The sequence below is a fragment of the Lysinibacillus sphaericus genome, from assembly GCF_006864135.1.
Lineage (GTDB): Bacteria > Bacillota > Bacilli > Bacillales_A > Planococcaceae > Lysinibacillus.
In genome coordinates, this window is sequence record NZ_SADV01000011.1 from 46,175 (window position 1) to 71,828 (window position 25,654).

27 protein-coding genes and 1 riboswitch are annotated in these 25,654 nt (G+C 39.4%); of the genes, 8 read left to right on the forward strand and 19 right to left on the reverse strand.

Translation table 11 applies throughout. The annotated features are described in order from the left end of the window. Window positions 1-129 precede the first annotated feature (129 nt). The 3 genes from C7Y47_RS14470 to C7Y47_RS14480 are packed head-to-tail and all read right to left on the reverse strand — an operon-like array spanning window position 130 to window position 4,476. Window positions 130-1,488 (reverse strand): aspartate aminotransferase family protein, encoded by a 1,359-nt coding sequence (locus C7Y47_RS14470; RefSeq protein ID WP_142509421.1) that lies wholly within the window; start codon window positions 1,486-1,488, stop codon window positions 130-132. 24 nt (window positions 1,489-1,512) lie between these two features. Continuing rightward, the gene (locus tag C7Y47_RS14475; RefSeq protein WP_142509422.1) at window positions 1,513-3,042 is read right to left on the reverse strand and encodes a CoA-acylating methylmalonate-semialdehyde dehydrogenase; all 1,530 of its coding nucleotides are present in this window, start codon (window positions 3,040-3,042) and stop codon (window positions 1,513-1,515) included. Between the two features lie 24 nt (window positions 3,043-3,066). Then, window positions 3,067-4,476 carry an amino acid permease gene (locus C7Y47_RS14480; protein WP_142509423.1) on the reverse strand — a complete coding sequence of 470 codons (1,410 nt, stop codon included), beginning with the start codon at window positions 4,474-4,476 and terminating at the stop codon, window positions 3,067-3,069. Window positions 4,477-4,700: 224 nt separating this feature from the next. On the opposite strand from C7Y47_RS14480, the gene C7Y47_RS14485 reads away from it, so the two are divergent. Further along, window positions 4,701-6,269 (forward strand): PucR family transcriptional regulator, encoded by a 1,569-nt coding sequence (locus C7Y47_RS14485; protein WP_142509424.1) that lies wholly within the window; start codon window positions 4,701-4,703, stop codon window positions 6,267-6,269. 4 nt (window positions 6,270-6,273) lie between these two features. On the opposite strand, the gene C7Y47_RS25240 is transcribed toward C7Y47_RS14485, so the two are convergent. The 3 genes from C7Y47_RS25240 to C7Y47_RS14500 all read right to left on the reverse strand — a co-directional run bounded on the left by C7Y47_RS25240 (window position 6,274) and on the right by C7Y47_RS14500 (window position 8,428). After that, window positions 6,274-6,495 carry a hypothetical protein gene (locus C7Y47_RS25240; protein WP_142509425.1) on the reverse strand — a complete coding sequence of 74 codons (222 nt, stop codon included), beginning with the start codon at window positions 6,493-6,495 and terminating at the stop codon, window positions 6,274-6,276. A 262-nt stretch (window positions 6,496-6,757) separates the two neighbouring features. Next, on the reverse strand, window positions 6,758-7,552 hold the full coding sequence (locus tag C7Y47_RS14495) for a carbon-nitrogen family hydrolase (RefSeq protein WP_142509426.1): 795 nt from the start codon (window positions 7,550-7,552) through the stop codon (window positions 6,758-6,760). Between the two features lie 81 nt (window positions 7,553-7,633). Then, complete coding sequence (locus C7Y47_RS14500) at window positions 7,634-8,428, reverse strand: PhzF family phenazine biosynthesis protein (protein ID WP_142509427.1); 795 nt, start codon at window positions 8,426-8,428, stop codon at window positions 7,634-7,636. A 131-nt stretch (window positions 8,429-8,559) separates the two neighbouring features. Here C7Y47_RS14500 and C7Y47_RS14505 point away from each other — a divergent pair, with 131 nt between their 5' ends. From C7Y47_RS14505 to C7Y47_RS14525, 5 genes are all read left to right on the forward strand, one after another. Continuing rightward, entirely contained in the window at window positions 8,560-9,729 is a 1,170-nt protein-coding gene (locus C7Y47_RS14505; protein WP_142509428.1) for a pyridoxal phosphate-dependent aminotransferase, read from the forward strand. Window positions 9,730-9,907: 178 nt separating this feature from the next. Further along, window positions 9,908-10,012: riboswitch (SAM riboswitch) on the forward strand. An 86-nt stretch (window positions 10,013-10,098) separates the two neighbouring features. After that, window positions 10,099-10,932 (forward strand): MetQ/NlpA family ABC transporter substrate-binding protein, encoded by an 834-nt coding sequence (locus tag C7Y47_RS14510; protein WP_142509429.1) that lies wholly within the window; start codon window positions 10,099-10,101, stop codon window positions 10,930-10,932. Between the two features lie 95 nt (window positions 10,933-11,027). Further along, complete coding sequence (locus C7Y47_RS14515; RefSeq protein WP_142509430.1) at window positions 11,028-12,053, forward strand: methionine ABC transporter ATP-binding protein; 1,026 nt, start codon at window positions 11,028-11,030, stop codon at window positions 12,051-12,053. After that, window positions 12,046-12,717: a methionine ABC transporter permease gene (locus C7Y47_RS14520; RefSeq protein ID WP_142509431.1), complete on the forward strand. Its 672-nt coding sequence runs from the start codon at window positions 12,046-12,048 to the stop codon at window positions 12,715-12,717. The genes C7Y47_RS14515 and C7Y47_RS14520 overlap by 8 nt, the downstream gene beginning before the upstream one ends. A 13-nt stretch (window positions 12,718-12,730) precedes the next feature. Then, on the forward strand, window positions 12,731-13,891 hold the full coding sequence (locus C7Y47_RS14525) for an alpha-hydroxy acid oxidase (RefSeq protein ID WP_142509432.1): 1,161 nt from the start codon (window positions 12,731-12,733) through the stop codon (window positions 13,889-13,891). A 37-nt stretch (window positions 13,892-13,928) separates the two neighbouring features. Here the strand turns inward: C7Y47_RS14525 and C7Y47_RS14530 are convergent, their stop codons facing one another. Genes C7Y47_RS14530 through C7Y47_RS14550 form a run of 5 tightly spaced genes read right to left on the reverse strand, consistent with a single transcriptional unit; the run spans window position 13,929 to window position 16,974 of the window. After that, a complete protein-coding gene (locus C7Y47_RS14530; RefSeq protein WP_142509433.1) occupies window positions 13,929-14,123 on the reverse strand; it encodes a hypothetical protein in 195 nt (64 codons plus the stop codon). Between the two features lie 22 nt (window positions 14,124-14,145). After that, window positions 14,146-14,352, reverse strand: a complete 207-nt coding sequence (locus tag C7Y47_RS14535; RefSeq protein ID WP_142509434.1) for a hypothetical protein — start codon at window positions 14,350-14,352, stop codon at window positions 14,146-14,148. A 22-nt stretch (window positions 14,353-14,374) separates the two neighbouring features. Then, window positions 14,375-14,602 carry a hypothetical protein gene (locus tag C7Y47_RS14540; protein ID WP_255505188.1) on the reverse strand — a complete coding sequence of 76 codons (228 nt, stop codon included), beginning with the start codon at window positions 14,600-14,602 and terminating at the stop codon, window positions 14,375-14,377. A 37-nt stretch (window positions 14,603-14,639) separates the two neighbouring features. Next, the gene (locus C7Y47_RS14545; protein WP_185903499.1) at window positions 14,640-15,839 is read right to left on the reverse strand and encodes a glycine C-acetyltransferase; all 1,200 of its coding nucleotides are present in this window, start codon (window positions 15,837-15,839) and stop codon (window positions 14,640-14,642) included. A gap of 58 nt (window positions 15,840-15,897) precedes the next feature. Beyond that, window positions 15,898-16,974 carry a nucleotide kinase gene (locus C7Y47_RS14550; protein WP_142509435.1) on the reverse strand — a complete coding sequence of 359 codons (1,077 nt, stop codon included), beginning with the start codon at window positions 16,972-16,974 and terminating at the stop codon, window positions 15,898-15,900. A 505-nt stretch (window positions 16,975-17,479) separates the two neighbouring features. On the opposite strand from C7Y47_RS14550, the gene C7Y47_RS14555 reads away from it, so the two are divergent. Further along, a complete protein-coding gene (locus C7Y47_RS14555) occupies window positions 17,480-17,827 on the forward strand; it encodes a helix-turn-helix domain-containing protein (RefSeq protein WP_255505194.1) in 348 nt (115 codons plus the stop codon). 57 nt (window positions 17,828-17,884) lie between these two features. Beyond that, entirely contained in the window at window positions 17,885-18,064 is a 180-nt protein-coding gene (locus C7Y47_RS14560) for a hypothetical protein (protein ID WP_142509436.1), read from the forward strand. Window positions 18,065-18,147: 83 nt separating this feature from the next. On the opposite strand, the gene ybaK is transcribed toward C7Y47_RS14560, so the two are convergent. From ybaK to C7Y47_RS14600, 8 genes are all read right to left on the reverse strand, one after another. Beyond that, window positions 18,148-18,642, reverse strand: a complete 495-nt coding sequence (ybaK, locus tag C7Y47_RS14565; protein WP_142509437.1) for a Cys-tRNA(Pro) deacylase — start codon at window positions 18,640-18,642, stop codon at window positions 18,148-18,150. Window positions 18,643-18,666: 24 nt separating this feature from the next. Beyond that, a complete protein-coding gene (locus tag C7Y47_RS14570) occupies window positions 18,667-19,392 on the reverse strand; it encodes a hypothetical protein (RefSeq protein WP_142509438.1) in 726 nt (241 codons plus the stop codon). Between the two features lie 326 nt (window positions 19,393-19,718). After that, the gene (locus C7Y47_RS14575) at window positions 19,719-20,282 is read right to left on the reverse strand and encodes a VanZ family protein (RefSeq protein ID WP_142509439.1); all 564 of its coding nucleotides are present in this window, start codon (window positions 20,280-20,282) and stop codon (window positions 19,719-19,721) included. A 247-nt stretch (window positions 20,283-20,529) separates the two neighbouring features. Further along, complete coding sequence (locus C7Y47_RS14580) at window positions 20,530-22,068, reverse strand: acyl-CoA carboxylase subunit beta (RefSeq protein WP_142509440.1); 1,539 nt, start codon at window positions 22,066-22,068, stop codon at window positions 20,530-20,532. A gap of 145 nt (window positions 22,069-22,213) precedes the next feature. After that, the gene (locus C7Y47_RS14585; RefSeq protein ID WP_142509441.1) at window positions 22,214-22,996 is read right to left on the reverse strand and encodes an enoyl-CoA hydratase; all 783 of its coding nucleotides are present in this window, start codon (window positions 22,994-22,996) and stop codon (window positions 22,214-22,216) included. Beyond that, window positions 22,993-23,910, reverse strand: a complete 918-nt coding sequence (locus tag C7Y47_RS14590; protein ID WP_142509442.1) for a hydroxymethylglutaryl-CoA lyase — start codon at window positions 23,908-23,910, stop codon at window positions 22,993-22,995. The genes C7Y47_RS14585 and C7Y47_RS14590 overlap by 4 nt, the downstream gene beginning before the upstream one ends. 12 nt (window positions 23,911-23,922) lie before the next feature. Next, on the reverse strand, window positions 23,923-24,135 hold the full coding sequence (locus tag C7Y47_RS14595; RefSeq protein WP_142509443.1) for an acetyl-CoA carboxylase biotin carboxyl carrier protein subunit: 213 nt from the start codon (window positions 24,133-24,135) through the stop codon (window positions 23,923-23,925). Window positions 24,136-24,293: 158 nt separating this feature from the next. Further along, entirely contained in the window at window positions 24,294-25,652 is a 1,359-nt protein-coding gene (locus tag C7Y47_RS14600) for an acetyl-CoA carboxylase biotin carboxylase subunit (protein WP_142509444.1), read from the reverse strand. Between the last annotated feature and the right edge of the window lie 2 nt (window positions 25,653-25,654).

Here is a 25,654-nt window from a genome sequence, read left to right on the forward strand (position 1 = left end):
TACTCATAGTGCGTCTCGCCTTTCTCATGCTATAAGACAATCAAAAAGCTGTCTCAAAGTTTTACTACGACTTTTGAGACAGCTTTGCTTTTTGGTAGAAGCGAAAACGAGTTAGAGAGTTCCTACTAATTAAAGCTTCACTTTATGAATACTATCAATGACAACTTTTATAATTGTATCAAGATCCTCTTGTACAATATTAAGTGGTGGAGATAATGTTAAAACGTTATTAAAGCCTGCAACAGTGGCACCATTTTTACCGATAATAACACGCTGCGCCTTACAGGCAGCAATAACAGCATTTACTTTATCTATTGGTAAAGGCTCCTTCGACCTTTTATCTGAAACTAACTCAATGCCAATTAATAAACCTTTGCCGCGAACATTCCCAACATTCGGATGATTACTCAATGCTTGCTGAAGTGCTTGCAGAGTAGCAGCTCCAACCTCATTAGATCTTTCAAATAATGCTTCTTGCTGAAGAATCTCAATATTTTTCAATGCGACCGCACATGCGACTGGTGATCCGCCAAATGTATTGACATGACGGAAATAACCGTATGCATCTGACTCGGTAAATGCTTCATAAATTTCCCGTTTTACTGCTGTAGCTGATAATGGTAAATAGGCACTTGTAATTCCTTTTGCCATCGTAATAATATCAGGTTTAACACCGTAGTTCATAAATCCAAATGGCTTACCTGTTCGACCAAAGCCACAAATTACTTCGTCTACAATCATTAAAGCTCCATGTTTTTTACACACTTCTTCAATGCCCTTTAAATAGTTCTCCGGAGGCATGATGACTCCCCCACCTGTAATAATCGGCTCTAAAATCATCGCGGCTACTGTTTCACTTAGCTCCCACGTCATCGTCTTATCTACAGCCTTGACGCTTGCTAATTCTGTTGGGGCAAGTGTATTACTTTCATGTTCCCGATATTGATCAGGTGGTGCTACATGGATAAAGCCAGGAGATAATGGTTCATATTTATATTTTCGTTCCGCTTGCCCTGTCGCAGCCAATGCACCAAAAGAACTTCCGTGATATGCACGGTAGCGAGAAACTATTTTATAGCGAGAGCTTTCCCCTTTTTGTTGATGATACTGACGCGCAATTTTAAACGCAGTTTCGTTAGCCTCTGACCCACTATTAGAGAAGAATATAACATAATCTCCACCAAGCATTTCATTAATCTTTTCAGCCAGTTCAACTGCTGGTAAATGTCCCTGCGATAAAGGAGCATATGCATTTTTCATCATTTGCTCATGTGCTACATCTGCTAATTCTTTGCGACCGTAACCTACATTTACACACCACAATCCTGCCATTGCATCGATGTATTCAACGCCATCTGTATCAACAATCCTTGCACCATTTGATTTTTCTACTACATATGTTGCTTGTGGATTATAGGGTTTCATTGAATGCCATACATATTGTTCATCTTTCTTTAAAATATCACTTTTAAGATTTACTTGAACCATATCTATACACCCCTTCATGTTTTTTCACTTATTCACATCGTTATTGCTTGGGAACGCAAATGAACTTGTTGTATCCTCTGTTGCATCTGGCCAGCGTTCAGAAATTGTTTTCGCTTTCGTAAAGAATCGTGCTTGGTCTGGCCCAAACATATGCCCTTCACCGAACTTAGAGCGCTTCCATCCTCCAAAGTTGTGATAGCCAACTGGAATCGGAATCGGAACATTAACGCCTACCATACCTACTTCAATTTCTTCTTGGAATTTGCGCGCTGCCGAGCCGCTACCCGTAAACATCGTGACACCATTCCCAAGTTCGTGATCATTAATCAAATCAATAGCTTCTTGTAAGGTTTCAACGCCTACAACAATACGTGCAGGGCCAAAAACCTCCTCTTTAAAAATAGTCATTTCTGGCGTTACATCATTTATCAATGTCGGACCAAGATAAAAGCCTTTAGATGTTTCACATATTTTCGGACATCGACCATCCGTTACAAGATTAGCCCCTTCTGTAATAGCACCGTTGATATATCGAAGAATGGTATCTTTTGATTGCTGCGTAATAACTGGGCCAAAGTCTACCTCGTCATCTGTATATGGGCCAACCTTTAATTTTAAGATTTTCTCTTTTACTATCTCTGTAAAGCGTTGTTCAGTATCTTTCCCGACGACGATTGCTCCTGAAATAGCCATACAACGTTGAGACGCTGCTCCATACGCTGCACCTAAAAAGGCATTAGCCGTTTGCTCTAGGTTTGCATCTGGCATGACAATCATGAAGTTCTTCCCGCCACCAAATGCAGCAACTCGTTTATTGTGCTTCGTGCCCGTTTGGTAAATATACTCCGCAACAGGTGTTGATCCAACAAATGAAATGGCTTGTATCTCTTTATTTTCTAGCAGTTCATTAACCGCCTCTTTATCACCATTCACGACTGTCCAAATTCCATCTGGCAGTCCTGCCTCTTTCCATAAGTTACTTAAATATAAGGCTGAGATTGGCACACGCTCAGACGGTTTTAAAATAACTGCATTTCCTACCGCAACTGCCATACTTGTAATCGCCAGCGGGACCATAACAGGGAAATTAAATGGAGCAATTGTTGCAACAACTCCAAGTGGAGCTTTTGCAGAAAAGGCATTAATATCGCCGCCTACATTAACCGAGTATTCCCCTTTCAGCATTTGCGGGGCGCTTATTGCCATATCTACAGATTCAATGCCACGAACAATTTCACCCTTAGCATCTTCCTTCGTTTTCCCACTTTCCTCACAAATTATTTCGATGAGCTCATCTTGTCTTTCAACTAACAACTGACGGAAACGATGCAAAACCTCCACCCGTTTACCAATCGATGTCTTTTTCCATGCAGGGAATGCTACTTTCGCTAACTGGATAGCTTGCTTTACCTCATCTCTAGTCGCTAACGGAACTTGCGCAATGACCTCTCCTGTTGTTGGATTATAAACTTCCGAGTAACGACCACTAGTACCTGCTGTTTCAACACCATTGATAAAATGCGTAAGCGTTTTCACTTTTTGCTGAACTGTCATAATTTCCCCACTCCTTAGTTATCATTATTCAAGATCCAATTCTTCCTTTTGGAAAATAGCACTTGCTTCCTCTACCGGTTTTAACCATTTTTTCTTCTGTGTGACTAAATAGAAAATCATCACGACCGCTACTACAATACATGTAAATAAAATTTGCGAACGCATCGATTCAATAAAGAACATAGCGATCAGTAATGCTGTTGTAGCTAATATAGTGAAATACGTTAAATAGGGGAATAACCACATTTTCACTTTTAATAGTTCGGGATTTTCTTTCTCAATTTTCCGTCGCATTTTTAATTGTGAAAAAGCAATGATTAAATAAAGAATCAACGTAATTGCACTACATGAACTAAGTAAAAACATAAATACTTTATCTGGTGAAACATAGTTCATAATAACAGCAATATAAGAGAAGAATGTCGCTGCTAATATGGCATTAACAGGTGCTCCCTTTTTATTTAATTTCAAAAATGCTTTCGGGGCTTCCCCTTTCTCCGCTAAAGAAAATACCATTCGAGATGTCGCGTAAAGCGCGGAGTTTAAGCACGATAAAACCGCTGTTAAGACAACAAAATTCATGATTTGCGCAGCTGCGGGAATGCCGATGTAATCCAATACTGCTACATAGGGACTCGTTAAAATACTTGAGGAATGCCAAGGTAATAATGTGACAACTACCGTTATCGACCCAACGTAGAAAATCAAAATACGCCAAGTAATTGAATTTGTAGCTTTTGTCACCGCTGCTAACGGTTCGTCAGATTCCCCTGCTGCAATCGCAACAATCTCTGTGCCCATAAAGGAGAAAATAACAATGACTACACCCATCAGAACAGCACCAAATCCATTCGGTAAAAAGCCACCCTCACCGATTAAATTAGCAGTACCTATCGCATCAAAATTAGGTGCGATTCCAAAGATAATAAATGCACCAAGTGCTAGGAATGCTATTATACTTACAACCTTAATAAGAGAGAACCAATATTCAAATTCACCAAAAGCTTTTACGGAAAGGGCATTTGTTAAAGTAAGTGCTACAGTTAATATAAGACTTAGTAGCCATAAAGGAATGCCATCATACCAATATTGAATAATCGCAGCAGCTGCTGTTGCCTCTAAAGCAATGGCAACAACCCAGAAAAACCAATATAACCAACCAATCATAAAGCCAGCCCAAGGACCAATTGCTTCATGTGCATAATGCGCAAATGATCCACTTGTTGGATTGACAGCTGCCATTTCCCCAAGCATTCGCATGACAAGAATAACGATAATACCCGCAAAGATATAAGATAAAATTGCGCCGGGTCCGGCTAAGTTAATCACTGAACCGCTTCCCATAAATAAGCCTGCTCCGATAACCCCCGCAATAGCGATCATCGTCATATGCCTTTTCTTTAACCCTCTTTGTAAATGCGTCTGTTGCTCCATATCTGTTCACCTCTTTTATAGATTGGATTACCGCTTACAAAAATTTTACATGTTACATTGAAACGAAGGTATAGACAAACTGTAAAATTCTATGCATTTGTTTTAAACATAATGTAAAATAGACTAAACATTCTAAAAATACAATATTTAAGTTAATTTCAGCAAAAACAACACATCAATGAGAAAACTAGAAAATGTCTAATGTTAAAAGGCGGGAGGTTAACATGAGTCAATTTAAGCTTCAAGTGAAGGATGTATTAGAAAACACACACTTCCAAAGCGCGGAGGTTGTAGCTGGTGAGGATGGATTATTACGCATTGTCAAGTGGGCCCATGTCATTGAAGTTATACAAGTAGATAATTTTCTAGCTGGTGATGAATTAGTTTTAACAACAGGGATTAGCCTTCAGCACAGCATCGATAACTTTATCTTTTTCGTAGAATCTTTAATCGAAAAAAATTGCGCGGCATTGTGCATTGAATATGGGACTTCTATACAGACCATTCCGGAAGTGATTGTAGCTCTTGCTAACCGTCATAGCTTCCCTATTATCGTTTTTCATGACACAGTTCCTTTCGTCCGTATTACACAGGATTTACATAGTCAAATTATGAATCAGCAATATTTAATGATCTCTACTTTAGAATCCTACTCTCAAACATTAAATAAAAATGCTTTATTAGGACAAAACGCAGAAGAAATTTTACAAAATATGTATCATGAATTGAAGACACAAATTATCTTCTCTATTAAAGGTCGAGAGCCTATCTTTTTTCCTAATATGCCGCATACTAAGCGCCGACAACTAGTTTCGCTGGAAAAGTCAGCACCCGTAGTTAAAAATGAGCCCATCTTTATATTTGACCAGCATTATGCAGATTTAACGCTCTATAGGGAAGATGGTCTATTCTCTGAGTTCGAATTACTTATTTTAGATCGTACAGCTACTGCGTTAGCGCAGCTGTTAATGAGAGAATTTTATATTGAAGAGAAAAGGGACATTGAGGATGCCTCTATTTTAGCGGATTGGATCGACCAAAAACTATCGAAAGAGGAAATTTATAAATTTATCGTAACCCATCATTCTAACTATAAGCTTACTAGCGGAGCCGTTTTTATTTTAGCGATTCCTAATGCAGTCTCTAAGGTGCAGGAGGATATTGTCTATAGTAAGCTCTACTATCGAAACCTTTTTGAGCAAAATGGATTTATACCATTTTTATTTGAAAGAAAAAGCTATGTCATTTTTATTTTACTCCATAAGAAGGATAGCAAATCGAGTCGCGAAGTATTAAATACGTTAGTTTCTTCCGTTCAGAAAACCGATTTTTATAAAAAACAAATGGCCCAAGATTATCAAATCGCCATTGGCAAGGTAGTTGCAGACGTAGAAGAGATACCAAAGAGCTATCAAACGGCACTCGAAACATTGTATATTTGCAGTAAAGTACAAACAACTTCTTATTTTTACGATGATTTACATCTGTATCACCTCATCTATAAATTACAGATGCAAGTCAATTTACAGGAAGTGATTCAAGATTATTTGCAGCCTGTTATTGAATACGACAAAAAATATAACAGTAAGCTGCTAGAAACTCTACAAGTATACTTACAAACAAATGGCTCCAAACAACAAACAGCCAACCAACTGTTCATCGTACGCCAAACACTCTACCATCGTTTAAAAAAGCTTGAAAATCTCTTAGGGGAAAATTTCATGAAGGGCCATAATCGAATTACACTTGAATTTATGTTGCTTGCCAATTCTTTAATTGAGGAGAAAAGTTAATTTCTTAGTTGTTGATTGGGTTAGTGGCGTTGTTCGCTGGGTTAGCGGTGATATTCATTGGTTTAGCGGCGTTGTTCGCATGGGTAGCGGCGATATTCATCCGTTTAGCGGCGTTGTTCGCATGGGTAGCGGCGATATTCATCCGTTTAGCGGCGTTGTTCACATGGGTAGCGGCGATATTCATCCGTTTAGCGGCGTTGTTCACATGGGTAGCGGCGATATTCATCCGTTTAGTGGCGTTGTTCGGTTATCACCGATATTCATCTGCTTATCAGCGATGTTCTCCTGGGTAGCGGCAAATTCGCAGTGGTAACAGCGTTATTCGCATGGTTAGTGCCGATGTTCATCGGGTTAGCGGCGTTGCTCGCAGACTTATCACCAATGTTCATCTGCTTATCAGCGATTTTCTCCTCCTTATCAGCGATGTTCTTCTGTTCATCGGTTAGCACGCTCAACATCTTTTGACCTTTTGAGCGTGCTAGCAGATTTTAGTTTTCGGTAACTACTCCGTTGTATAATCCAGGTCTGCGGTCGTCATAAACAGGAATTCTGCCTCTTACTTCATCGACAATTGAAAAGTCCACGTCGATAACAGCTACTTCTTCGTCCTCTGCACCAGCCCACAGCACCTCGCCCCACGGTTGAATTATCATTGATTGACCATTAAAGTTCTCTACCTTTCTAGAAAGACGATTAACAGCGATCACAAAGCATTGATTTTCAATGGCACGTGCTTGCAGTAATGTTTTCCAATGATCGATACGTGGTGTCGGCCATTGTGCCGGCACGAACAATACTTTTGCCCCCGCTAAGGCGTGGACGCGTAGCCATTCCGGGAAGCGGATATCATAGCAAATCACGCCTGCAGCCTCGATATCTCCAAGGGCAAAGCGATTCATTTCATCCCCAGCTTCTAAATATAAATGCTCGTTCATCAAACGGAAAAGATGTGCCTTGTTATATTCCCCTACTAACACACCATTTTTATCGAACGTATACATCGTGTTGTAAAATTTATCGCCCTTCTTCGTTGAAACCGAGCCACCAACAATATGTACGCCAAGCTCTTTCGCTAGGTTTGATAAAAATGCTTTCGAACGCTCTCCATCCACGTCTGCAAGCTCTGACAATTTTTCAAGAGCATAGCCTGAATTCCACATTTCTGGCAGCACAATAATTTCTGCACCTTGTTTTGCCGCTTCACGAATTTTGTCCTCAGCGCGAGCAAAATTTTCTTCTACTTTGCCAAAGCCTACGTTTAATTGAATACAACCAATTTTCATTGCTATTCCTCCTCTAGACAGTACTGTTCTGTATTTATACTACAATAAATCAACCTGACTTCCATGGTTTAAGCTCAATATTTAGATTATTATTTCACCACTTAATACTTGAACTGCAGAACCCGCAATAGCAACATCTTTTATTTTTGGTGTAACGTACAATAAGCCACCGCGTTTTGAAAGTTGTTTGCTCACGATGCTTTCTTTTGATAATTTTGCACACCAGTAAGGTCCTAGCGCACCATGAGTGGAACCATTTACATGGTCTTCATCGATGCCTTGCGCTGGAGAAAAGAATCTTGAGACAATATCAATTCCCTCATCTTTAGAACGACTTGTAATACAAACACCACGTACCGGGAACTGTTTCATCGCTTGAAAATCAGCTTTGAAATCTGCAATATACTCTTCGTGACTTAACTCCACTATATAATCCAATTCAGTTTTCCCTACATATGTTGGCTTCACACCTAGCCATTCTTCAAGCTCCAAAGGACATTCATTCTCTTCTAACTGATACTTTTGAATTGTTATTTCGACTAATTCATTGAACCAATTTGCTTGCAAAGGGCCACTTACAGTCTGGAATATAACGGAAGAATTAATAGGTACAATCCCTTGTTTCCAAAGTAAAAAAGCGCTAGCGACTGTTCCATGTCCACAAATCGGTATTTCCTTTGCCGGCGTAAACCATCTAAGAAAAAAATGATTATCCTTCCTTTGAACAAAAGCAGTTGTCGGTACTGGGATCTCTTGAGCAATTTTCTGCATGATCGACTCAGGTATCGTTGAATCAAGTAAACATACTGCTGCGGGATTTCCCTTGTAAAGCTCTGTAGTAAAAGCATTGACGATAAAATACGAGACTTTGTTCAATTTTCCCACCTCATTTGGGTCATTTTTTAATTTTTAGTTAACTGAAAATACTCTAGACAATTACTAAAAAAAGTAATATTATGAGCATCATATCTTTAATAATTATTATATTCTGAAAAAGGTGGACATGCATGGAATTCTCAAAAAAACTACAGCAACTCCCAACTCAATTTTTTGCAGCACTTGTGCAAAAAGTAAACGCTGCTCTTGCTGAAGGACGTGATGTTATCAATCTTGGTCAAGGTAATCCAGATCAACCCACCCCTTCACACATTATTAAGGCATTACAGGAGGCGGCAGAAAATCCTCAAAATCATCAATACTCTCCATTTCGTGGCATAGCAGAATTACGCCAAGCAGCAGCAAGCTTCTACAAACGTGAATACAATGTGGACATTGACCCTGAAACAGAGGTTGCTATTCTCGGTGGTACGAAAATTGGCCTTGTTGAGCTACCGTTAGCTGTTTTAAACCCTGGTGACACTATGCTATTACCTGATCCTGGATATCCAGATTACTTATCTGGTGTCGTATTAGGTGATGTTAATTTTGAAGTTATGCCTCTTTTCGCAGAAAATGATTTCCTACCAGTTTATAATGCTTTATCCGATGAAGTAAAAGAAAAGGCGAAGTTGCTGTACTTGAATTACCCGAATAATCCAACTGGCGGTACTGCAACATTTGAATTTTTCGAGGAAACAGTACGCTTTGCAAAAGAGCACAACATTATCGTCGCACATGATTTTGCCTACGGAGCGATTGGATTTGACGGCAATAAACCTATCAGCTTCCTGCAAGCTGATGGTGCTAAAGATGTCGGTATCGAAATGTATACATTATCCAAAACGTATAATATGGCAGGCTGGCGCATTGGTTTTGCAGTTGGTAACCCCGACATTGTCGCAGCCATTAACCTTATTCAAGATCATCTTTTTTGTAGTCAATTTCCTGCCGTACAACATGCCGCGGCAGTTGCACTTACTGCTTCCCAGAGTTGCGCAGATAAGCTAAGAGCGACTTATGAGCGTCGACGAAACGTCCTGATCGAAGAAGCTCAGCGAATTGGTTGGCAAGTAACAGTACCGAGAGGCTCTTTTTTTGCATGGCTCCCTGTTCCACTAGGTTTTACGAGTGAACAATTTGCCGATATATTGCTCGACAAAGCTGATATCGCAGTAGCTGCTGGCAATGGCTTCGGTCAATATGGTGAAGGCTTTGTACGGGTTGGTTTACTTGTTAGCGAAGACCGCTTACGTGAAGCAATCAGCAGAATTGAAAAATTAAACTTATTTAGCCCGTGAACATTTCAATCAAAAACTGTTCCATTAGCTCAGACTTGCTATAGGGACAGTTTTTTCTCTCTCTCTTCTTTCGCGACTAAATATTATAATAAAATGAAAAATTTTAAAAATTCATTTGACTTACTATATCCTATAATTTATATTAGTTCTATCGGATTTACAAAAAAATATTATAAATCTCTTATCAAGAGTAGCTGAGGGACTGGCCCTATGAAGCTCGGCAACCTCCTTTTTTAAGGAAGGTGCTAATTCCAGCAAACAATCATTGTTTGAAAGATAAGAGAGGACAATTTTTCATGAGCCTCTCTTAATTTTTAAGAGAGTTTTTTTATTTTTATTACCGATAAAACAACTTTGGAGGTATGTTTCATGAAAAAGAAAAACAAGATTTTATTAGGTTTAGCAAGTCTTACATTAGTAGCAGCATTAGTGGGCTGTGGTACTAAAGAAAATAGTAAGGATAGTCAAAATAAGACGATTAATGAAAATAAGATTGTAGTAGGTGTAACTTCTGGTCCACACGAACAAATTGCAGAGGCTGCAGCAAAAGTTGCCAAAGAAAATGGCTTAGAGGTAGAACTAAAAACGTTTTCTGATTATGTTTTACCAAATACATCGTTAGCCGAGGGTGATCTTGATGTAAACAGCTATCAACACGAGCCTTTCCTCGATGCATTTAACAAAGATCACAAAACAGATTTAGTGCCAGTAGGAAAAACAATTTTAACTCCTATGGGCATATACTCCGAGAAATATAAATCATTGGATGACGTTCCTGATGGTGCTACTTTCGGATTACCGAATGATCCAACGAACGGGGCTCGTGCTCTATTTGTTCTTCAAGAGGCAGGCATCATTAAATTAAAAGACGGCGCAGACTTAACAGCATCTATTCGCGATGTGGAAGAAAACAAAAAGAATTTGAAATTCATTGAATTAGAGGCTGCACAAATTCCTAAACAGCTTAGTGAAGTAGATGTAGCCGCCATTAATACAAACTTCGCTCTTGATGCTGGCATTAATCCTAAAAAAGACTCCATTCTTTTAGAATCTACGAACTCTCCATATGTGAACTACATTGTGGTGCGTGCTGAAAACAAAGATGACCCAACGATCAAAAAATTTGTTGAAGCTTATCAATCTGATGAGGTACGCAAATTTATTGAAGAAAAATTCCAAGGCTCCATAATTCCAAGCTGGTAAGTGACGATTAAGTATCTCAAGAATCTGCGAGACTCCTACAGGAAAGCTAGCAGATTCTTGCTTTATCGAAGGACTTAGAAAGGAGATATCACCTTATGATTCAACTAGAAAATATAACAAAAGAATTTAAAACTAAAAATGGTATCGTCAAAGCAGTAGATTGTATTAACCTGCATGTCAAAAAAGGTGAAATCCATGGGGTTATTGGCTACAGTGGTGCAGGAAAGAGTACCCTCATTCGCTGTGTGAATTTATTAGAACGTCCGACAACAGGAAAAGTATTCATCGATCATGTAGATCTTACTTCCCTTTCTCTAAACGACCTTCGCAAAACTCGGCAAAAAATCGGGATGATCTTCCAGCATTTTAACCTTTTAAAAACAGCGACTGTTTACAACAATATCTCGATACCATTAAAGCTTCTTGGCTATAACGACTCTGAAGTAAAAAAACGCGTTGCAAAATATGCAGAAATTGTTGGCCTAACGGAGAAATTAGATAGTTATCCTAGCCAACTTTCAGGTGGTCAAAAGCAACGTGTCGCTATTGCACGTGCCCTTGCCCAAGAGCCTGAGATTTTGCTTAGTGATGAAGCGACAAGTGCACTCGACCCCGAAACAACGGACGCCATTCTTGAGCTTCTCCTGAAAATTAATCGTGAGCTAGGCATCACGATTTTACTTATTACACATGAAATGAATGTTATTCAAAAAATTTGCGATGCCGTTTCTGTTCTTGAATCAGGGGCGGTTGTGGAATATAGCTCTGCTATAGAACTATTTTCGAAGCCCCAGCATCCAACAACACGAAAATTTTTAAATACCATTTCTCAACGTAATGTATCCCCTTCTCTTATCAAACAATTAAATGTTTCGGGAAGTGTTATTCGTTTAACATTCCTTGGAGAAAGTACGGGGAAACCATTACTAGCAGAAGTGAGTAAAGTTTATGATGTGCAACCAAATATTTTATCAGCCAATATCATAGAATTAAAAAATGGCATTGTCGGTAATATTGTCGTGCATCTACACGGTGAAGCACATATCGTAGAAAAAGCACTTAAGTATTTTACAGAAAACGGGGTAAGCATTGAGGTATTAGGAGGCGAATTACATGACTAGCATTCAAAGCTTCTTTGCAGATTGGTCAGATGTTATTGGGAAATCCATTCTCGAAACCTTCCAAATGGTAGGGATTTCATTATTCTTTTCTATTTTAATTGGGATTCCTTTGGGGCTTTTAATCGTTTTAACTCGCCCGGGGCAATCGTTTGAAAATAAATTTCTCTACCAATTTTTCAATTTATTTATTAATATTATTCGCTCTGTACCGTTCATTATTTTACTATTTTTCATTTTACCGTTCACGAAGCTAATCGTCGGCACAACTATTGGTGTAAAAGGTGTTATTGTGCCGCTTGTTGTTTATACAGCGCCTTATATTTCGCGACTTATGGAAACAGCACTTTTAGAAGTTGATCCAGGTGTTGTGGAAGCTTATACAGCAATGGGTATTAAACGTCGTCATATTATTTGGAACGTCTTATTACGTGAAGCTCGTTCATCCATTATTTTAGGTTTAACGATTGCCACAATCGGTCTTATAGGAGCAACAGCAATGGCAGGAATGGTTGGTGCTGGTGGTCTAGGTGATCTCGCATACCGTTACGGCCATTTACGCTATGAGGTTGACGTGATGTATGCGACAGTGTTTATCTTAATCATCCTCGTGCAGAGTATTCAATCACTAGGTAATCGCTTTGCTGCGAAGTTAAAGAAAGATTAGTAGGAGGTTTATGATGACAAAAACAACACATAGCGATCTACTGTTAAAAAATATTAATGCACAAGCCCCCTTCCCTATTTGCTTTACAGATTTAGAAAAGGCAGTTGCAGAAAAATTGGAAGCTGGTCCGTTTGGTTACATCCGTTCAGGCGCTGGCGGCGAGCAAACATTAAGGAATAACCGTACAGCCTTTGAAAAATACTCTATCATTCCACGCTTTTTACAAGATGTTTCAAGTATTGATACATCGATTGAACTGTTCGGAAAAATATATCCAACTCCGTTCTTATTTGCCCCTGTTGGCATGAACAAAATGGCGCATGACGAAGGAGAGCTAGCCGTTGCACGTGCAGCTGATCAATTAAAAATCCCTTATATTCAAAGCACAGTTTCAAGCTATGCACTCGAGGATGTGGCACAAACAGCTCCCACTGCTACTAAATGGTTTCAATTATATTGGTCAACAAATGAGGAAATTGCCTATAGCATGGCCGCTCGAGCCGAGGCTGCTGGTTTTGAGGCTATCGTGTTAACTATAGATACAGTCATGCTTGGCTGGCGTGAAGAGGATGTTCGTAATCAATTTTCACCATTAAAGCTTGGGTATGCACGAGGAAACTATATGAATGACCCTGTTTTTACCGCTTCCTTACCAGATGATTCATTCGAGTCATATATACAAGGCGTATTGCAAAATATATTCCATCCAACATTAAATTGGGACAATGTACGTGAATTAAAGCACCGTTCGAATCTCCCTATTTTGTTAAAAGGGATCTTGCATCCTGAAGACGCAAAACTAGCAATAGAAAACGGCATTGACGGCATTATCGTATCCAACCATGGTGGCCGCCAACTGGATGGCGTAATTGCTTCACTTGATGCACTTCCTGACATTGTGAAAGCTGTAAAGGGACAAATTCCAGTTATTTTAGATAGCGGTGTGTATCGTGGAATGGATGCCCTTAAGGCACTCGCTTTAGGAGCAGATGCTGTTGCCATTGGTCGTCCCTTCGTCTACGGACTTGCATTAGAAGGACAGCAAGGAATCGAAAAAGTAATGACGAATTTATATGATGAATTAAAAGTTTCTATCGCATTAGCGGGGGCAATATCTATAAAAGGACTACGTGATATCACATTGGTGAAAAAGAATGGAGCCGACTGTAAATGAATTAATACTGATGAACGCTAAAAGCAGCGTACGTCATTCATTCAAAATTAAAGCAGTCCTGCATTTCGGGGCGGCTTTCCGTCGCTTTGACGTTTCTTTCCATCACTCTGTCGGGGCTATCCACGATTTCGGCTGCTCTATCCACGACTTTGACGATTCTATCCACGATCTTGGCTGTTCTTTCCACGACTTTGACGATTCTATCTGTCGCTTTGATCATTCTTTCAATCACTTCGACTCTTCTTTCCTTCCCTCTATCTTCTATCCATCACTTCGGGGCGGCTTTCCGTCGCTTTGACGTTTCCCTCCATCGCTCTGTCGGGGCTATCCACGATTTCAGCTGTTCTTTCCACGACTTTGACGGTTCTATCCACGATTTTGACGGTTCTATCCACGATTTTGGCTGTTCTTTCCACGACTTTGGCGGTTCGATCCGTCGCTTTGATCATTCTTTCGATCACTTCGACTCTTCTTTCCTTCGCTCTATTTTCTATCCATCACTTCGGGGCGGCTTTCCGTCGCTTTGACGTTTCTTTCCATCACTCTATCGGGGCTATCCACGATTTTGGCTGTTCTTTCCACGACTTTGACGGTTCTATCCACGATTTCGGCTGTTCTTTCCACGACTTTGACGGTTCTATCCGTCACCTTGGCTCTTCTATCCGTCACTTCGCTGGTGCTTTCCGTAGCTTTGACACTTCTATCCATCATAAAAGGGCTACCTCACTATTGAGGCAGCCCCATTTATTTATTGAATAACGCCTAGTTCACGTCCGACTTTTTCGTAGATTGCTAGAGCGTCGTCTAACATTTCTTTTGTATGTGCCGCTGTAGGCATGTTACGAACACGTCCTGTGCCTTTTGGAACCGTTGGGAAAACGATTGATTTAGCATAGACGCCCTCTTCAAATAGACGGCGAGAAAATTCCTGCGTAAGCTTTTCATCACCAATAATACATGGTGTTATTGGCGTTTCAGATTCACCGATATTAAAGCCTAGCTTAGCAAGACCCGCTTTTAGGTAATCGCCATTTTCCCATAGCTTATCGTGAAGCTCTGTTGAGTCAATCAACATTTGTACTGCTGCTGTAATCGCAGCTACGTCACCTGGTGGTAATGCTGTTGAGAATAAAAATGGACGAGAACGCACTTTAAGCCAGTCAATTAAATTTTTCTTACCTGCTACATATCCGCCAACAACACCAATTGCTTTAGAAAGTGTACCAATTTGGAAGTCAATTTCTTTTTCTAAACCGAAATGCTTCACAGTCCCCTTTCCTTTACCTGTTACACCTGATCCGTGTGCATCATCGACGTATGTGATTAAATCAAACTCTTTCGCAATCTCAACGATTTCTGGTAGTTTTGCAATATCACCGTCCATTGAGAATACGCCATCCGTAATGACCATGACTTTATTATATAAGCCTGATTCTTTTGCTTCCTTTGCCTTTGCACGTAAATCGTCCATATCAGAGTGATTAAAAGCAATGATTTTCGCACGTGATAAACGACAGCCATCAATAATCGACGCATGGTTTAATTGGTCTGAAAGAATTGCATCATTTTTATCCATAACAGCTGAAATAGCTGCCATATTACAGTTAAAACCTGATTGGTAAGAGATCGCTGCTTCAGTCCCTTTAAATTCAGCAAGCTTTTCCTCTAGTTTTACGTGTAAATCAAGTGTGCCGTTAATCGTACGAACTGCTCCAGCCCCTACACCGTATGTCTCAATTGTTTCTTTGGCAATACGCTTTAAATCTTCATTCGTTGCTAAACCCAGATAATTGTTTGATGATAGATTAATTAGATTTTTGCCACGCACCTGAATAATTGGTCCGTTTGCTCCCTCTACTGGATCAATTTCATTGTATAAGCCTTGATCGTGTAAGGCTTTTAGGTTTTCATCTAAAAATGCATTCAATACTTTTGACAAGCGTATCATCCTTTCCTAAGAACACTATTCTAATTCCTAGTGTAGCACAAGCATACTATTAGAAAAATTACTTTGTTAATCTTTCGAATAGTGGGGCAGTTTTTTCTCGCCAAAGAGATGATGATACACAATTATCTAATAATCGCCGGATAGTATACTCCGCTTCCGCGTAACGCTTCGAATAGCCCATTGCATCCTGCATCGCCTCTTTATACTTTGCCCGAATATCTTCAATTTGAACTTCTGCCTCCTGTGAAATTGCGCAATGTTTCCCTATATCGAAAATTTCATCCCCTAGTCTTCCGTCCTGTGGGTCAAAGATATGAGGCTCTGTACTATCAAAAATACAGAAATTCAATTCCGGGATAATGACCATGTCCACTGAATTTGAATCCAAGCCGCACCAAATAATTTGTGCATCGAGCCCTCTTGCATTTGCTTCGTCTGCTAAACCTTTCATTAAAGAAGATTTACCTGTACCTGGCTTCCCTTTGATCATCAATCTTCTAGATACATTTTTTGTTATGCTATCTACGGTATTTTCGGTACCCCTCGGTGTTAATGTTCCGAGTAAGCGATGGGTGCGCACTCCTGTTTTATTTAAGACGATTGATTGGAAAACATCTGTCTTTAAATTTTCAACCTGATCATTCAATGCCTGCCAGTTCATGCAACTCTGAGTGACTACTTCCCAATCATCATGGATCTTTTTTGCATTGTTAAGCTTCGAAATACACTTCTCACGCCATGACTCTCGTTCCGTCATTGCAGTAGCGAGCTGTTCGCCAACTCTTTCAAGCTGGATTTCTTCTAAGCAATCATAAAATGACATTACCCGATGCTTTGTTCCAAGGAAAACCGGTTCAATCCCCCAACCCGATGACCATACAAATAGTCGATTACATCCTTGAACATACACTGCCTCAACAATATCCTCCAGCAAAGCATGCTTATACCACTCCACCGCAAAGCCTTGCTTTACATAAAAATACCCAAGCTCTTTAAGAAGTTCTGATCCTTTAAACGTCGGTGCACCCTGTAAAATATAAACTAATTCAGCCTCATCCATCATTTCTTTATATAAATGTTTAATTCCTTGCCCAGTCAGTGCGTGTCCATAATAGTAGGTCACATTTCCGTTCAATTTCGATCCCCCTTTATCTTATGCCTTGCATTATATGAAGGAACCTTAAAAAAAATGAAGAGCTATTTTTAATTTTTACACATAAAAGTAGCTTCCTATTTAATAAAATAAGTTCATGCCCATAGAGTGCCACCAATAAAAGCCTCTCGAATAAATCCATTAAACTAACGAGGTAGTAAAAAAGGGATACCCTAAATAAAGTCGAATTATTAAGTTTTTATGGATATAATATACATACACACCATATTTTATGGTAAACGAAAAGAACCCATTTTCAGTATTCTAAAACTATCTATTTTCACCAAAAGTACCTAATTGCGTAAATAGCAACCATCTGTTTCAACTGTTTGCTACTCTTAGATTACATCATTCTACTTTGCGATTCTTACATAAGCTATAGTAAAAATAAAATGACAGGAGTTGAAATCATAGAGTTCTATAAAAAGCTAAAAGAAGAACGCTTAAGCATAATTTATCACAAGAAGAATTAGCCATTAAATTAAACATTAGCAGACAATCCGTTTCTAAATGGGAGCTTAAAAAAGGTTATCCCAATATTGAAACGCTTATTGCATTAAGTGATTTATTCAATATTAGTATTGACGAATTAATGAAAGGAGACAATTCCTTGAAAGCTACAAGCATCAAAGAAGAAGAGAGGGAATTAACAATGACATATCTATTCAAATGGATATATGTACTGAGTTCAATTTTAGTAGTATTTTGGCTTTTTGTACTTCCCTGGTCCGAACCATCAGGTCTTACATTAAGTATCATTAATCTCATAGCTGTTATTTACTTTGCAATTGTCATTAGCTACATCAAAAATAACAAGAACAAATTTTTTAATTAAACACGCAATTATGCCTGTGATGCAGGTCAGTTAACATTAGCTTAAGTTTGGAGGGAGATGTATGGTAAAAAAGTTAGGATTGTTTTGTTTGCCATTGGTATAATAATGATGTTTTTAGGTATGCCTTATTTATTGGGCTATTCAACAAATGAATTTTTAAAGTATCCTTTATATTTTGGATTGATAGTAACGGTTATATTTGCTCCTGTCCCTACAATAAAAAAAACAAAAAAGTAACATTATTGGGTTACCTGAGTTATCTCCTTCTGTGCCGAGCAGTTTACCGCTACAAATTATCAATTAAAAAACTACCCAGCATTTCATTCTTGGGTAGTAGTGATTGATGCAATCTTTGCTTTTGTCACAGCGACTAAATCATCTAGCTGTAAGTGGATTTGCATACCAATTTTCCCGGCACTCACTATAATATTTCCTTGCTCTCGGGCCGACGAATCGATGACAGTTGGATAAAGCTTCTTCATGCCGACTGGAGAGCATCCGCCTCGTACATAGCCTGTATAGCCTAGTAACTCCTTGACCGGGAGCATGTCGATTTTTTTCTCTCCTACAACCTTTGCAGCTGCTTTTAAATCAAGCTCATCTGCTACAGGAATAACAAATACAAAAAGCTTTTGTGCACTTGCCTTTGCTACTAATGTTTTGAAAACACGAGCAACTGGGTGACCAATTTTTTCAGCAACCGAAATTCCGTCAACTTGGCCGTCACCAGTCTCATATTCAATTACTTCGAATTGTATTTTTTGTTGCTCCAATAATCTTATCGCATTTGTTTTCGCATGCTTTGCTTTTGCCATATCAAAAATCTCCCATCTGCAGCATTAGGCTATCATGGAGATCAAGGAGTCATTTCTCGGTCGATAGCCGTCTTTTGCCATTTGAATATGAGTGGCATACTTTTCAGAAGCGTGTTTAAATGTTCGCACCTTGTATGCCTCCGCATAACTCTTACCGAAAATTGTATCTACAAATGGATCTAATTTCAATTCCTTCGAAAAACGTTCTGGTACTTTGACTTTAATATCTTCTCGTACAAAAGCTGGCTCACTGTCATCTACCTCTTGACCATTGAATTGCGCTTGCATGTGCTGTATCTGAGCATTTGCACTTGCCGCTACACGTAAATCCTGTGGTGATGGCTGCGCGGGTCCCAGCGCTGTATTCCGCACCTGCTCTAAAATTTGTAACGTTTCCTTGGCATTCGCATCATCTACTATAGGCGCTTCCTCATTTACACGCTCTACCTGTGAATATTGCTTTTGCATTTGCTCATGTGCGAACACATTTTTCGTCTGTTGCATATCTTGAATGATTGCTTGCTGTTGAGGTGTGACCTCTTTGGACTCCTCTTTTTGTTGCTCAAAGAGTTCTTGGTCTGTATGCCCTAAAAGTAAATTTTCTAGCTCAAGCAATAACGGATTTTTCTTTGGTGGAAAATACAGTGCACTTTTTCGATATGCATCACCAGCTTGTTTTCGCTGTAAAATCTTTTTACGATTATAGTGTGATGATATTCTTTCTTGTTCTATTAAACTAGATAGTTTCATATGATTCACCTCGGCTTTCTTATTTAATATGCAAGTTAAATAATAGATATGATAATTTCCTCTATTAACTTTATCTATTCCTTCAGAATAGTTTCTGTACCCTAATTATCGGAATTTTCTTTACCAAATTCAAGAGCAAATTAATACTAAGCTCCTAAAGAAATATTTCACTTTCAACGAAATAAGTACAAAGACCTAACAAAACCCTCAATATTATATTCATTTAGTATTTCAATATTTAATTTCAATAAAATTTATTATCGTTACCACTTTATAAATGGTGTTAATTCACCACTAAAAAAACAGCCCCATAACAAGGACTGTTTCTATCTGTCTTTTTTAGGTTTAATAAGTATACTTTTATAGGCTAAGTAACCAAGCCATGCACCGAGTGTATTTAAAATTAAATCATCAATATCAGCCGACCCAACCGTAAAAATAAACTGGATTGTTTCTACCGCTAGACTAGAGAAAAAGCCTGCCCAAATAACTGTCCGCGCTTTACGAAACTTTTTTGATAATAATGGAAGTAAAAAGCCCATTGGGGTAAATATCAATAAATTGCCTAGTAAATTAATAATAATGATATCCAAATTAAAATACTGAGAGTAATTTATATAGCGAAGAATTGTATCAAAGGGAATAAAATTTGTGGTTAAACGCCAGTCACTATAATCAAACAGCCCTAATTCGTCTAGAGAATATTCGCCATTAAATAAAATAATAATTACATTCACTAGTCGATCAATAACTAGTTTATAAAAAGCTATAACGGAATAAATACAAAAAAATATCCAACCTATTATCTTGATTGGTAAATAATATGTATCTATCAATGAACGATAAGGTAACGGTAGCTTGGCACTACCCTGTATATTATTTTTTGTCATGCCTGTACAACCTACCTCCTGTATCCTCTCATAATTTTAATATGCCTCCCTTCCCCATGCAAGTGGCAAAAATAAGATGGGTGAAGCGTTTTAAAGCATATTAGGAATACTTTCCCCCTTTACTATACGTTTGTCCAGATTCAATTAGAAAAGAGAAAAAAACAAATTTTAACAAAATACCATCCTTGGCTTTTGGTGATGCAAAAAAAGCTGCCTCAATTAAACTGAGACAGCATTCTTTCAGACTTTATACTGGATTTACTCCATGTTTACGTTCCGAGAATAATAAATATTTTGACATATACAACTCTAAACGTGATTCAAGTGCTTTTCGTAAATCATTTGGCTCAATAACATCGTCAATGATGAGCTCTGAAGCTAGACGATAGACATCGATTTCCTCTTGATATTCCTTGCGTTTCTCTGCAATAAAGTTCGCTTGCTCCTCTTTTGGAAGTTCAGCGATTTTATTTGCATATACTGCATTGACCGCTGCCTCTGGGCCCATTACAGCAATTTGCGCGTTAGAAAGCGCAATACAGCAGTCTGGCTCAAAAGCAGGACCTGCCATTGCATACAGCCCTGCACCATATGCCTTGCGAACAATGACCGTTAATTTAGGGACTGTTGCCTCGCTCATTGCGAAAATCATTTTCGCACCATGACGTATAATCCCAGCTTTTTCAACTTGCGTACCAATCATAAAGCCTGGTACATCTGCAAGGAAAAGAAGCGGAATATTAAACGCATCACAAAGTGAAATGAACTTTGCTGCTTTATCAGCTGAATCGTGGAACAAAACGCCACCCTTTACGCGCGGTTGATTGGCGATAATTCCAACGGATTGCCCATTAATGCGCCCAAGTCCTGTAATTAATTCTGGAGCGAATAATTTTTTTACTTCGCAAAACGTATTTTCATCTATAATACGGTCAATTAGCTTATACATATCAAAAGGAACGTTTTGATTTTTTGGTATTAGCTCTTCAATCGATTTATCGAATGTAGCTGGTGGCTTTGGAGCCTCTACCTTTCCGCGCTCTGCATAATTGTTCGGGAAGTAGCTCAAATATTTACGGGCATAGGCAATTGCTTCCTGCTCGGTTTTAGCAAGCACATCTCCACAACCGGAAACGGAACAGTGCATTTTCGCTCCACCCATCGTTTCCAAATCTACCTTCTCACCAATAACCATTTCCGCCATACGTGGGGATCCTAAATACATCGATGCATTGCCCTCTACCATAACTACAATATCGCAGAATGCAGGGATATATGCGCCTCCTGCTGCAGAAGGTCCAAACAGTAAGCATATTTGAGGGATTTTACCTGATAGTTTGACCTGATTATAGAAAATACGTCCTGCTCCTCGTCGGCCAGGAAACATTTCTAATTGATCAGTAATACGTGCACCTGCCGAATCGACTAGATACAGTAATGGGCAATTTAACTTTTCAGCTGTTTCTTGAATACGAATCATTTTTTCTACTGTACGTTTACCCCAAGAGCCAGCTTTAATCGTCGAATCGTTTGCTAATACACAAACGGTACGGCCATGGATTTTACCGATTCCTGTTACAACGCCATCTGCCGGTAAGTCACCAACTAAGCAGTTTGCGTACAAGCCATCCTCTGATTGCAGCCCATCATCTAATAATAATTCGAGTCGTTCACGTACAAATAATTTTCCTTGCTGCGCATTTTTATCGTGATATTTTGGCAGACCGCCTGCTAAAACTTGTTCCTTCATTGTTTTAGTCGTATTTTCTGTCGGTACATTGCTCATATTTAATTCCTCCTTTTGCCCATTCGGTTAAGCCTTAGCACTTTGTATAACTTTACTTCCGTACTGAGAATTTAAACGATATGTTTGGATTTCATTGTTTTAAAATCCCTACTTTAAAACCATTCAAAGTCTATCATCAGAGCTTTTATTTCCCTAAGTATTGCGGTGTTCGTTTTTCTTGGAAAGCAAGTAAGCCCTCTAATCGATCTTCTGTAGGAATCAGAGCATTATATGCAAGTGATTCGATTTTTAAACCCGTAGCTAAATCTACTTCAACTCCTTGATTCATGGCGATTTTCGCCTGTACTAAAGAAAGTGGAGCATTCTTTGCCATTTCGAGTGCAAGCTGCTGAGCCTTTTCTAGTACTTCATGTCCTTCATGAACATACTCCACAATACCGTAGCTTCTCGCTTCCTCTGCATTTAGTCGACGTGCTGTATAAATTAATTCCTTCGCTTTTCCAATGCCAATTAGTCGTGGAAGTCGTTGTGTGCCTCCTGCCCCTGGGATGATGCCGAGAGATGTTTCCGTAAGGCCCATCTTTGCATGTGCAGCTGCAAGACGTAAATCACAGGCTAATGCTAGTTCGAGTCCGCCACCAAAAGCAACACCATTTAATACGGCGATAACTGGTTGAGCGAGTGCTTCTACTTTTGCCACTGTTGCACCGATTAATTGCACAATCTGCTTTACTTGTTGGTCTGGCATCCCTTTACGTTCTTTTAAATCTGCTCCTGCGCAAAAAGCTTTTTCCCCTGCCCCCGTTAGTAAAACGACTCGCACTGCCGGATCACCGTTTATGTTGTCGAGTGTCGAGCTCAGTTCTTGGAGTAGTTGTACAGACATTGCATTTGCAGCTTCAGGTCTGGAAAGTGTAATAAGCCCAATGCTACCATCTAATAATTCAAAACGAACGAGTTGCGTCATAATTGGCTCGCACTCCTTTCATTACGGGCAATCGCCATTTGTTTAGAGGCAACGACCTTCCCTAGTTTCTGTTCAATAAATAGCGCAGCCTCTAGCACTTTATCCAGCTCTACACCCGTTGTAATACCCATTTCATCTAATAAATACAGTAAATCTTCCGTAGCTACATTACCTGATGCTCCTTTGGCATACGGACAGCCGCCAAGTCCACCAAGCGCACTATCAAACTTCGTAATCCCCATTTTTAAAGATTGAACAATATTCGCTAGCGCTGTGCCACGTGTATCATGAAAATGCATCGCGAAATTTTCTGCAGGATATCTTTTTAGCAATTCTTCTAAAAGATTTTCCACCTGTGTCGGTACACCAACACCAATCGTGTCACCGAGCGAAATTTCATCGACGCCCATTTCTAATAATTTTTCTGTTACTCGCAAAACCTTTTCTGGTTGTATGTAGCCTTCATACGGGCACCCAATTACTGTTGAGATATAGCCTCGTACGTTTTTATGCGCTGCCTTTGCCCCTACCACAACTTCCTGTAGTATCGGAAATGTTTCATTAATTGTTTTATTAATATTACTTTGATTATGGCTTTCACTTGCTGACATAAATACGCTCACTTCATCTACTTCAGCCTGCAATGCACGTTCTAAGCCCCGCATGTTCGGTACGAGTGCCGCATATGTGATATCTTTTTGGCGTTTAATGGCCTGAAGAACCTCCACTGCATCTGCCAGCTGTGGAATCCACTTCGGATGCACAAAAGAAGTTACCTCAATATAATTTAATCCAGTTTGACTAAGTAAATTTACTAATTGCACTTTATCGGCAGTTGCAAGATGTGTTTTCTCATTTTGCAAACCGTCACGAGGCCCTACTTCCTTTAACGTGACATGCTTTGGTAGCTGCATAAAGAAGCCTCCTTATTCAATTTCTAAAATATCATCATCAACGTTAATGAAATCCCCTTCGTTCGCAATGATTTTTGTGACTACGCCATCTTCCTCTACTTCAATAGGAATCTCCATTTTCATCGACTCTAAAATTGCCACATCTTGTCCCGCTGTAACTTTCTCGCCCTCTGCTACAACAATTTTCCATACTGTTCCTGCCATGCTCGCTTTAACTGTTGCCATTGTAATCCCTCCAAATGTTATGAATGTACTGATAACGCATTCGCACTAATATTTAAGTGCGAATGCTTTTATCAAATTCGCCTTGGCGTAATTGTCGTTGCTGTCGCTTCGCTTTCGGCGCTTCGCCCTCGCACAGATAAACAATACGTCCAGAGGTTTTATTTTGTCTCTGCTAATTGAGGTAGATAATATTCATCTACAAATTTAGTTGTTGTATAGCCCTTTAAAAATTGTTCATGTGTGACTGTTTTCAGTAGCATTGGAATATTTGTTTGAATTCCTTCTATTTTATACGCTTTAAGTGCCTCAATAAGTCGCTCACACGCAATTGCTCGTGTTTCTCCCCACACAACTAATTTGCTAATCATCGGATCGTAAAAAGGTGTTACCGATGTGCCAGCCTCTACGCCACATTCATGGCGAATACCTTCACCTGTTGGTAATTCAAAAGCCGTGATTGTACCTGGAGAAGGGAAAAAGGTCGAAGGATTTTCGGCGTAGATGCGTACTTCAATCGCATGCCCTTTTCTTTCTATACTATCGCGCGTAAATGCTAATGGTTGTTTTGCCGCAATCTTTAATTGCTCCTCTACAAGATCTAGTTTCGTAATTTCCTCAGTCACCGGATGTTCAACCTGTAAGCGCGTATTCATCTCTAAGAAATAAAAGTTTTGCTCTGCATCTACTAAATACTCAATCGTTCCAGCATTCACATAGCCAATATGCTGAACTGCCTTGACTGAAGCATCTAGCATACTTTTTCTTGTTTCTTCAGAAATGAAAGGAGATGGTGCTTCCTCAACTACTTTTTGATTTCTGCGTTGAATCGAGCACTCGCGCTCAAATAGCGGTACGACATTGCCATCGTGATCCGCAATAATTTGTACCTCGACGTGATGAGGATTAGCAATAAATCGTTCCATATACATCGTGCCATCACCAAAGAATGACTGTGCACGCTTTTGATTTCCCTCAAAGGCTTTTGCCAATCCCTCTGCATTTTCTACGAGTTGCATTCCGATACCCCCACCGCCAGCAGAGGCTTTTAACATAATCGGATAGCCTAGACGGGAAGCAATTTCAATAGCTTCTGTTACATCTTTCACAGGTTTCTCTACGCCTTCAACAATTGGTACACCTGCCGCCTTCATCGTTTTCCGGGCTTCTAATTTACTACCCATCGAAGCAATAACGTCTGCGCTAGGCCCAATAAAAACTAAGCCTGCCTCTGTACAACGTTTAGCAAACTCAGCGTTTTCTGATAATAAGCCATAGCCTGGATGAACAGCTTCAGCACCGCTTTCCTTCGCCACTTCCAGAATACGATCAATATTTAAATAACTTTGTGCAACAGGTGGTTTTCCGATACAGAACGCCTCATCCGCTTCCTTAACATGTAAGCTTTCAGCGTCCGCCTCAGAATACACCGCAACTGTTAGGACATTAAGTCGTTTGCATGTTCTAATAACACGTCTTGCTATCTCTCCACGATTTGCAATTAAAACCTTTTTGAACATAA

Bases quoted from the DNA above. Each gene is read 5' to 3' on its own strand.
- C7Y47_RS14570 (WP_142509438.1), bottom strand. From the start codon at position 19,392: ATGAAACTATCTAGTTTAATAGAACAAGAAAGAATATCATCACACTAT.
- C7Y47_RS14505 (WP_142509428.1), top strand. From the start codon at position 8,560: ATGGAATTCTCAAAAAAACTACAGCAACTCCCAACTCAATTTTTTGCA.
- C7Y47_RS14560 (WP_142509436.1), top strand. From the start codon at position 17,885: ATGTATGGTAAAAAAGTTAGGATTGTTTTGTTTGCCATTGGTATAATA.
- C7Y47_RS14515 (WP_142509430.1), top strand. From the start codon at position 11,028: ATGATTCAACTAGAAAATATAACAAAAGAATTTAAAACTAAAAATGGT.
- C7Y47_RS14600 (WP_142509444.1), bottom strand. From the start codon at position 25,652: ATGTTCAAAAAGGTTTTAATTGCAAATCGTGGAGAGATAGCAAGACGT.
- C7Y47_RS14470 (WP_142509421.1), bottom strand. From the start codon at position 1,488: ATGGTTCAAGTAAATCTTAAAAGTGATATTTTAAAGAAAGATGAACAA.
- C7Y47_RS14590 (WP_142509442.1), bottom strand. From the start codon at position 23,910: ATGCAGCTACCAAAGCATGTCACGTTAAAGGAAGTAGGGCCTCGTGAC.
- C7Y47_RS14480 (WP_142509423.1), bottom strand. From the start codon at position 4,476: ATGGAGCAACAGACGCATTTACAAAGAGGGTTAAAGAAAAGGCATATG.
- C7Y47_RS14545 (WP_185903499.1), bottom strand. From the start codon at position 15,839: ATGATACGCTTGTCAAAAGTATTGAATGCATTTTTAGATGAAAACCTA.
- C7Y47_RS14520 (WP_142509431.1), top strand. From the start codon at position 12,046: ATGACTAGCATTCAAAGCTTCTTTGCAGATTGGTCAGATGTTATTGGG.
- C7Y47_RS14525 (WP_142509432.1), top strand. From the start codon at position 12,731: ATGACAAAAACAACACATAGCGATCTACTGTTAAAAAATATTAATGCA.
- C7Y47_RS14510 (WP_142509429.1), top strand. From the start codon at position 10,099: ATGAAAAAGAAAAACAAGATTTTATTAGGTTTAGCAAGTCTTACATTA.
- C7Y47_RS14540 (WP_255505188.1), bottom strand. From the start codon at position 14,602: ATGATGGATAGAAGTGTCAAAGCTACGGAAAGCACCAGCGAAGTGACG.
- C7Y47_RS14475 (WP_142509422.1), bottom strand. From the start codon at position 3,042: ATGACAGTTCAGCAAAAAGTGAAAACGCTTACGCATTTTATCAATGGT.
- C7Y47_RS14580 (WP_142509440.1), bottom strand. From the start codon at position 22,068: ATGAGCAATGTACCGACAGAAAATACGACTAAAACAATGAAGGAACAA.
- C7Y47_RS14495 (WP_142509426.1), bottom strand. From the start codon at position 7,552: ATGAAAATTGGTTGTATTCAATTAAACGTAGGCTTTGGCAAAGTAGAA.
- ybaK (WP_142509437.1), bottom strand. From the start codon at position 18,642: ATGGCAAAAGCAAAGCATGCGAAAACAAATGCGATAAGATTATTGGAG.
- C7Y47_RS14585 (WP_142509441.1), bottom strand. From the start codon at position 22,996: ATGACGCAACTCGTTCGTTTTGAATTATTAGATGGTAGCATTGGGCTT.
- C7Y47_RS25240 (WP_142509425.1), bottom strand. From the start codon at position 6,495: ATGAATATCGCCGCTACCCATGTGAACAACGCCGCTAAACGGATGAAT.
- C7Y47_RS14595 (WP_142509443.1), bottom strand. From the start codon at position 24,135: ATGGCAACAGTTAAAGCGAGCATGGCAGGAACAGTATGGAAAATTGTT.
- C7Y47_RS14575 (WP_142509439.1), bottom strand. From the start codon at position 20,282: ATGACAAAAAATAATATACAGGGTAGTGCCAAGCTACCGTTACCTTAT.
- C7Y47_RS14485 (WP_142509424.1), top strand. From the start codon at position 4,701: ATGAGTCAATTTAAGCTTCAAGTGAAGGATGTATTAGAAAACACACAC.